The sequence below is a fragment of the Vreelandella hamiltonii genome (genome assembly GCF_014651795.1).
Classification (GTDB): Bacteria; Pseudomonadota; Gammaproteobacteria; order Pseudomonadales; family Halomonadaceae; genus Vreelandella; species Vreelandella hamiltonii.
Genome location: NZ_BMXO01000002.1, coordinates 265,388 through 273,004, shown reverse-complemented (window position 1 = coordinate 273,004; position 7,617 = coordinate 265,388). Strand labels below are relative to the sequence as shown.

At 54.2% G+C, this 7,617-nt stretch carries 7 protein-coding genes; 3 read left to right on the top strand and 4 right to left on the bottom strand.

Annotation, left to right across the window (positions count from 1 at the left end):
* Positions 1-109: 109 nt before the first annotated feature.
* Positions 110-244 carry a hypothetical protein gene (locus tag IE061_RS18185; RefSeq protein ID WP_268992385.1) on the top strand — a complete coding sequence of 45 codons (135 nt, stop codon included), beginning with the start codon at positions 110-112 and terminating at the stop codon, positions 242-244.
* 39 nt (positions 245-283) lie between these two features.
* Here the strand turns inward: IE061_RS18185 and IE061_RS04625 are convergent, their stop codons facing one another.
* The 3 genes from IE061_RS04625 to IE061_RS04615 all read right to left on the bottom strand — a co-directional run bounded on the left by IE061_RS04625 (position 284) and on the right by IE061_RS04615 (position 3,237).
* Positions 284-934, bottom strand: a complete 651-nt coding sequence (locus IE061_RS04625) for a peroxiredoxin (RefSeq protein WP_081136178.1) — start codon at positions 932-934, stop codon at positions 284-286.
* 508 nt (positions 935-1,442) lie between these two features.
* Positions 1,443-2,408: a CNNM domain-containing protein gene (locus IE061_RS04620; RefSeq protein WP_193461088.1), complete on the bottom strand. Its 966-nt coding sequence runs from the start codon at positions 2,406-2,408 to the stop codon at positions 1,443-1,445.
* A 55-nt stretch (positions 2,409-2,463) separates the two neighbouring features.
* Positions 2,464-3,237 carry a CobW family GTP-binding protein gene (locus IE061_RS04615; protein WP_230478375.1) on the bottom strand — a complete coding sequence of 258 codons (774 nt, stop codon included), beginning with the start codon at positions 3,235-3,237 and terminating at the stop codon, positions 2,464-2,466.
* Positions 3,238-3,360: 123 nt separating this feature from the next.
* On the opposite strand from IE061_RS04615, the gene IE061_RS04610 reads away from it, so the two are divergent.
* Complete coding sequence (locus IE061_RS04610; RefSeq protein WP_016916278.1) at positions 3,361-4,014, top strand: DUF1826 domain-containing protein; 654 nt, start codon at positions 3,361-3,363, stop codon at positions 4,012-4,014.
* A gap of 4 nt (positions 4,015-4,018) precedes the next feature.
* Here the strand turns inward: IE061_RS04610 and IE061_RS04605 are convergent, their stop codons facing one another.
* On the bottom strand, positions 4,019-5,953 hold the full coding sequence (locus IE061_RS04605) for a diguanylate cyclase (RefSeq protein ID WP_193461087.1): 1,935 nt from the start codon (positions 5,951-5,953) through the stop codon (positions 4,019-4,021).
* Positions 5,954-6,309: 356 nt separating this feature from the next.
* Between IE061_RS04605 and IE061_RS04600 the strand changes: the two genes are divergently transcribed.
* On the top strand, positions 6,310-7,581 hold the full coding sequence (locus tag IE061_RS04600) for a methyl-accepting chemotaxis protein (protein ID WP_039175558.1): 1,272 nt from the start codon (positions 6,310-6,312) through the stop codon (positions 7,579-7,581).
* Positions 7,582-7,617: the final 36 nt, after the last annotated feature.

Here is a 7,617-nt window from a genome sequence, read left to right as displayed (position 1 = left end):
ACGACCGGGACGTGAATGCGGCCCGGAATATCCTCAGCCTCGGGGCAGGACGTTGCCCTCAAGAAGTTGGAATCCCCGTCCTTTAGGGCGGGGAGGACGTCAATAAAATATGCAGCAGGTGGTGGAACAGGGCCAGAATAGCCAGAACAGCGTGAAGGAGATCGAGGCGATCGTTAACGAGATATTGCAGGGAGCGCTAAGCGTATCTCACTCGATCGAGCGACTCGCGCTCGAAGCGAGCTGAGCTACCCCGCCAGCTCAGGCTGGCGGGGCGTGCTACGGTTTAGCGCAGTTTGGTTTTACGCAGGTACGGCAGTACCGCGTCGAATTCACCAAATTTCTGCTGAGCATCTTCATTGGAAACGCTGGGAGGAATGATGACATCCTGCCCTACACTCCAATCCGCAGGCGTGGCCACGCCGTGCTTGGCGGTGGTTTGCAGAGCATCCAGCGCGCGCAGGATCTCGGCAAAATTGCGTCCGACGGTCATCGGGTAGGTCATCGAGAGCTTCAGCTGCTTGTCCGGGCCAATGATGAAAACCGAGCGCACCGTCGCGCTATCGGCAGGCGTGCGGCCATCGGGCAAGTAGGCGTCTTCCGGCAGCATGTCGAACAGCTTGGAGACCTTGAGCCCTTCATCGGCGATGATAGGGAAGCTCACGGCACTGCCGCTGACGGTCTCGATATCGCCCGCCCAGCGCTTGTGATCCTCGACACCGTCCACGGACACCCCGATCACCTTGGTGCCACGCTTTTCCCATTCAGCGCTCAGGGTAGCCACCGCGCCAAATTCGGTGGTGCAGACAGGAGTGAAATCCTTGGGGTGGGAAAACAGAATCGCCCAGCTGTCGCCTATCCATTCATGAAAGCGAATCGGCCCCTGGCTGGTTTCCGCTTCGAAGTCAGGTACAACGGCATTGATACGTAGTGACATGGTGGCTCCTCAAGTAAGGGTATCCGGTTTTCATACCTTATATGACTTTACCGCCCTTCACTATAGAACTTTTTGAGCTAAGCAGGTAAACGGCGTTCATGATGGAAGCACACAAATGCCCGCGCTCACTTAGCTCTTTTGATCCAACGCTGCTTTGCGAAGTGGCGAAGGTTGGTAACGCTGTCTGTCTCATCCACAATATCCTGACCCAGGATAGTCTCGATGATGTCTTCTAATGTATTGACATCCTCCCCTCCCTCAGCTTGCGCTGCCGTCTAGCGACGGAAAGGAAGGGGATTCCCAGGTTGTTACCTTCCTGGTTTCTGCTTCCAAGACGATTGCCCGAGGGAATGGCTTGGTTATCGCCGTAAAAGTCCCACAGTGGGGATTTTTACGGTGGCGAACCAACTCATATCCCCCAGGTCTCACATCGTCTCCACAGACGTAACTTTCCGAGTGCCCCTCGGTAGGTCGTGTCGACGTGAGTAGTATAGCACTGTGCAAATCATCAGCAAGGGCATCCTGCGGATGCCGCGCTATCCATCCGCTCACTAAAAGTAAGCGGTTTTTCGCGCTGATTGATAAGACCCACGAACGTGCCATGCTCATCGTAAATCACACGCATGTGGAGGTGATCCTTGAGCATCGAGGTAAAGACCTGCTCCACGTTACTGGTGACATCAACGCTGCCAATGGGGCGCATGAGTTCACGCATCGTGCTGGCATCATCAGCATGGTACATGTCCGATTTATGTACATAGCCAAACGCCAGTTCACCTCCATCCATGACAGGAAAGCGAGTAAACGAAGACTTTCCATATTTCTTGTCGAATTCATGCACGGTCATACTTGGCGGCACGGTTTCACAGACCGTACGAGGCGTCATTGCTTGACTCACGGCAATATCATGCAAATTCAACATGTTGATAATTGTACGCGACTCATCGGCATCCAGTACCTTTTCTTCCAGCCCTATTTTAGCCAACACTTTAATCTCGTCGCGCAAATCGACATCATGTTCCGACTTGCCCAAGCGTCGTGTCATCAACTCCGACATCCAAATAAAAGGCAACAAGCCAACAATCATGACATTTAACAAACGAGGCAATAAAGGTGCGATATTGCGCCAATAAGTAGCGCCTATTGTTTTAGGGATGATTTCAGAAAGCACCAGGATCAGTAGCGTCATGACCGCCGAGACGACGGCGATGGATGCTTCACCAAACACGGTAGCTGCCTGAGCCCCTACGGCAGTGGCTCCAACGGTATGCGCTATGGTATTGAGCGTCAAAATAGCGGCAAGCGGGCGATCTATGTTGCCTTTTAACTTTACCAGCGCTGCATGCAAACGTGGTTTATGATCTTTTTGCTTGGCAATATAACTTGGTGTGATGGATAAAAGCGCAGCCTCTAGTATTGAACAAAGAAAAGAGACAGCAATCGCCAAGGTGGCGGTGATCAATAAGAGGAGCATGGCAGCCTGAGGCAGTGAGTGGTAGAGAACTTATATTCCCTCGAAGAGCAAGCTGTCAATAGATTAGCGTTTTTTGAGTCTCGGACTGGCGCCTAGCCCCGTATGCAATGTGATCGCCCTCAGTCTGCCCACTGGCCAGCAAGGTGATGTGATAGCTCGCCGACTTGAGCCAGCTTTCCACGTTATATCGACCTGTACCCGCCTGATAGAGCCCGGCGCCTACCAGCAGTTCAGGGTTCAGGTTGCCGGATAGCACCTGCCACTGCTCAGCCGCCGGATTTAGCGTGGCCAGCTGATTGGCCAGTGCCGAGAGATGATGTTCATCGACCAGATCGGTTTTGGTGATCAAGAGCCGATCAGCCACGGCCACTTGGCGCTGGGATTCGCGATGGGTGCGCAGCGTGGCATCACCGTTGGCGGCATCGATACAGCAGATCACGCTATCGAGCTGAAAGCGGTGCGCCAGCCAATGGTCCGTCATCATGAACTGCAATAACGGGGCAGGATCCGCAAGGCCAGTGGTTTCGATCACAACACGCTCAGGGGCAGGCTTGCCTTTTGCGGCCTGAGCATCGAGGGCCCGTTGCAGGGTTCGGCTCAAATCGCCCCGCAGCGTACAGCACAGGCAGCCGCTGCTCATCTCGACGACCGCCTGCTCATCACTATGGGTCAGCAACTGGTGGTCGAGCCCTATTTCTCCAAACTCATTGATCACCACCAGCGTATTGCGCATGGAGGCCTGACGAACCCAGCGATTGAGCAGCGTGGTCTTGCCACTGCCCAAAAAGCCCGTCAGGACGTTGACGGGGATCAGCGTCGTATCATGCATGGCAACCTCTTGCGTGTCTTGGCGGGCACCGAAGGGAAGCCCCTTGCCCTCTGTGGCCACTCATTAGAAATATGTTATAACATATCAACATGAGCACAAACAGATTTTACCGAGGAGCCCATCATGACGCCGTTGCTCTCAACGCCGACCCAGCCTCTACCCTCTCATGCCGCCCAAGGGCATGACATCAGCGTCCTGCCACAGATTTTTGAAGCACCTATCAATATTGCCATTTTTCAGCGCAAGCTACCCGCCGAGCTGGCAGTAAGCGCCAATGCACAGTCTCAGACCACCCGCGATTGGCACTATGCCTGGCTGGGAGCGCCGGAAGAAGCCTTCATGGCCGACCTAAAACGCAAGCTGCCCTCCCCTGAGGCAGGCGATGCGCTGGTGGAAGATGTGGCGACCATTGCCCAGGCCATTGCCTACCTGTTCGATACCGACAGCGTCGGTATTCGCCTGCGCCTGCTCACGGCGGCCATGTGCCCCCGCTTTCACTGCGATAACCTGGGGGTACGACTGGTGTGCACCTACTCAGGACCGGGCAGCGAGTGGCTGCCCAATGACGCGGTCAACCGACAAGGACTGGGCGCCCCGCACCCCGACCGCCCCGAGATCGTGCTGGATGAGAACGCCATACAGCGGCTGGAACCCGGCGATATTGCCTTGATCAAGGGCAGCGCCTGGGAAGGTTCAGAACAGCATGGCCTGGTGCATCGAAGCCCCGCCCTCCAAGAGGGTCAAAAACGGTTATTGCTGACCATCGACCCTGCCTGACCCATCAAGGGTTGATGACCGAAGAGGGCATGTGCCACTTCACTCGATTGCGGCCATCGCGTTTTGCACGATACAGGGCAAGGTCGGCGCTGCGCAGGTCGCTTTCCCACTGTGCAGGGGCGCTTTCAGGATTCACCTGACAGGCTCCAATGCTGACGGTGACGCTCACCAGGCCTTCACTGGTCACGATGGGTGTCAAGGCCACCGCTTTGCGCAAATGCTCCAGCGAACAGCCCTCTTTGGTATCGTACATCCCCACCCCAAACTCCTCTCCTCCCAGGCGTGCGACCAGATCGTCGGAGCGCACACTACTGCTCAGGCGGAAAGCAACTTCTTGAAGCACCTCATCGCCCACTTGGTGCCCATATTGATCGTTGATCGTCTTGAAATAGTCGATATCGATGACGGCAATGCAGAAGCTTCTGGCCACGCTGGCATCATGGGCATAGAACCCTTGGATACGTTCGATAAAAGCACGCCGATTAGGCAGTTTGGTCAACACGTCCGTTTCAGCCAGATAGCGCAACTTACGCTCGGCATCGAGTCGCGACTGCTCGACCTCCAAGGCGTAGAACAGAGCCCCTAACGTATCCAGAAGCGGCTGCAAGAAAAGCGCGTCCTCTTCGGAATAATCTTCTTCCTTGTTGGCCAGTCCAATCATGCCGACGGTCTCGTCACCGATCTTGATAGGAAGGCCCAGAAAGCGCTTGAGGGGAGGATGGCCAGCCGGCGTTCCCCGTGACGCATGGTGGCGTCTGGGCTGGTTGGCCATGACCACGTTACCCGACGTCACCACGTGGCCAAACAGGTTATCGAGATTATTGAAAAAAAGCTCGCTGCGCTGATAAGCACGGTACTGTTCATTGGTTTCTTCACTCCAGCTAATGTTCGTCAGCGCATGAATGAACAAAGTCTTGCCATGACCTTCCTGTTCCACGACTTGGCCAATCAGGCCGAACTGGCTCTCTGCCAAGGCAAGCAATTCATCGAACACCAGCTCGCAGGAGTGACGAATGTTTTTTTCCTGGAGGAAGACACTCTGCGCACGATTCATGAAATTCAGCAGTTGAACCTGCTTGTACTCGCGCAGCTCGATACGTTTCTTTTCGCTGATATCACGAATCACGCAGGTCATGCGCAGTGGACGGCCTGCACTGTCGTTGGCCACGGTACGTCCATAAGTGTTGACCCATAGCCAATGACCCTCCGCATGGCGCAGCCGATACTCCACATTCAAGACGGCGCTTTCATCTGCCAGATGGGTACGTATGGCATTGTTGAGCCGCGCATAGTCGTCACTATGTACCAAGCCTTTCCAGAAAGACGACCGGCTATCCACCTCATCGCGCTCAAGCCCTAGCAACTCGCACCAACGTTGATTGAAGACATTATGGTCATTGGGAATTTCCCAATCCCAGACGCCAACATCAGCGGCCTCGATCATCAATGAAAAATCTGCGCTGCTGACCTTGGCGCGCTGCTTGTCGATGAGACGGATGTAATCACTGATGAAAAAGCTGAGCGATTCTAAAAACTTGAGGTCTTTGGCGGTCAGCGTATTGGGCCGATCATCGATCAGGCACACGGCGCCGACCTCCCGCCCGCCCGCCACCAATGGCACACCTGCATAAAAGCGAATATACGGGCTGGAGAGCACGAGGGGGTTATCGCAAAAATCCGGGTGTTGGCTGGCATCCTCGATGACCAGCGGAGCGCGCAGTTCAACGACGTGGCGACAGAAAGCATCCTCGAGGGAAGTGAAATCCACGTCCAACCCCGCTTTGGCGATAAACCACTGCTTCTGGCCAAGCACCGAGATCAATGCAACGGGGAACTCGAAGAAGTCTGCCAAGGAGGCAATCAGATGATCCAGAGCATCCGACTCATTCTCCTGCGTGAGCTTGTACTTACTGATGTGCTGCCAACGTTGATTTAGCATGCTCGCCTCGTGTCACTGGCCCGCAATACGTTTCACTTACCGCTCCCAACGTAGACTAGCGACCCTTTGGCTTGGCGTCTTCCACCGGATTTTGAATAAACCTCAAGCAAAGCGTCACCATCTTTATTTATCAGCAACTTATAGAAAAACAATTCACTTTTTTTAACATTTATAATTGAACGAATATGAGACAAGCCCTGCTATATTGTCAAACATAACCTCATACCAATGAGTGAATGACAGGACAGCATGCGGCTAATATAAATTAGCTCAAAAGCAGTTGCTGTGCCATGGTTAGCTTAGGGCCTCCCCTTGCCCTCTCTTAAGCAAGCTAACAGTCTATAGAGAAGGAAAATATGGATACCCATTTTTTCAATGCACCGCTCTATCATGCGTTACTCGGCCATACCGCCTGCATTCTGTTCACGCCAGAGGGGATGATCAAACATGCAAGCCCTGCGTTTCTCAAGGTCATGGATTGCCAGTTGAGCGCGATCAAAGGGCAGCACCATCGCATCTTTTGTGACCCTACAGACGCTCAACAGCCAGCGTACCAGCAGTTCTGGCGTTCACTGGCATCGGGGGAGAGTTTCACCGGGCGATTCCGGCGTTTCAAAGACAGCGGTGAAGAAGTGTGGCTGGAAGCCATGTACGTGCCGATCACCAACTATCGCGGCACGGTCAAGAGCGTGCTCAAGATTGCCAACGATGTCACCGCAAGACATCAAAAGGCTCAGCGCCAGGAAGCCGTATTGAAAGCATTGAATGCCTCGATGGCCGTCATCGAGTTTACTCCTCAGGGAGAAATACTGGAGGCCAATGAAAACTTCGAAGCGGCTATTGGCTACCGTGCCAATCAATATGTGGGGCAACACCACCGCATGTTTTGCCACGACAACTTTTATCGTGAGCATCCAGACTTCTGGGCACGTTTGGCACAAGGTCATTTCACCAAGGGCCGATTCGAGCGCAAAACGGCGCAGGGCAAAAGCATTTGGTTGGAAGCCACGTACAACCCCGTCAGGGATAGCGATGGGAATGTCGTGGAAGTCGTCAAGTTTGCCAGCGACATCACCCCCTTGGTCGAGAAGGTCAATGCCACGTCGGGTACCATCAGTTCCGCTCAAAGCAGCACTTCGCAAATAGAGCGCACCGCGAAGGACAGCCTGGACCACCTGGATGAGATGGTCAAAGGCTCTGAGCAGGCAGCCCAGACGTTGGCACAGGCACAAGAGTTGATCGATGCTCTGCACAAACAATCACAGAGCATCAACAAGATCACGGAATCGATTGCCAGTATTGCCAGCCAAACCAACCTGCTCTCTTTGAACGCTGCCGTAGAGGCCGCCAGAGCTGGGGAGCAAGGTCGCGGGTTTGCCGTCGTAGCCAATGAAGTGCGTCAGCTAGCCAAAGGAGCCTCAGAAGCCGTCGAGCAGATCACCCGTGTCTTGAAAGAGAACAGCCATTTGGTGGAGCGCACGACGCAAGCCATGCAACAGGTGATTCAACAAGGCAAAGCCAGCCAATCCAGCGTCAGCGAAATCGATGCCATCGTGAACAAGATTCTGCAAGACGCCCGCCATGTCGCCCACTCCATCGAGCAACTGGCCGCTGACACACATATTTGAGCAGAACGTTTTCATGCACACGGACGTGTACCTATA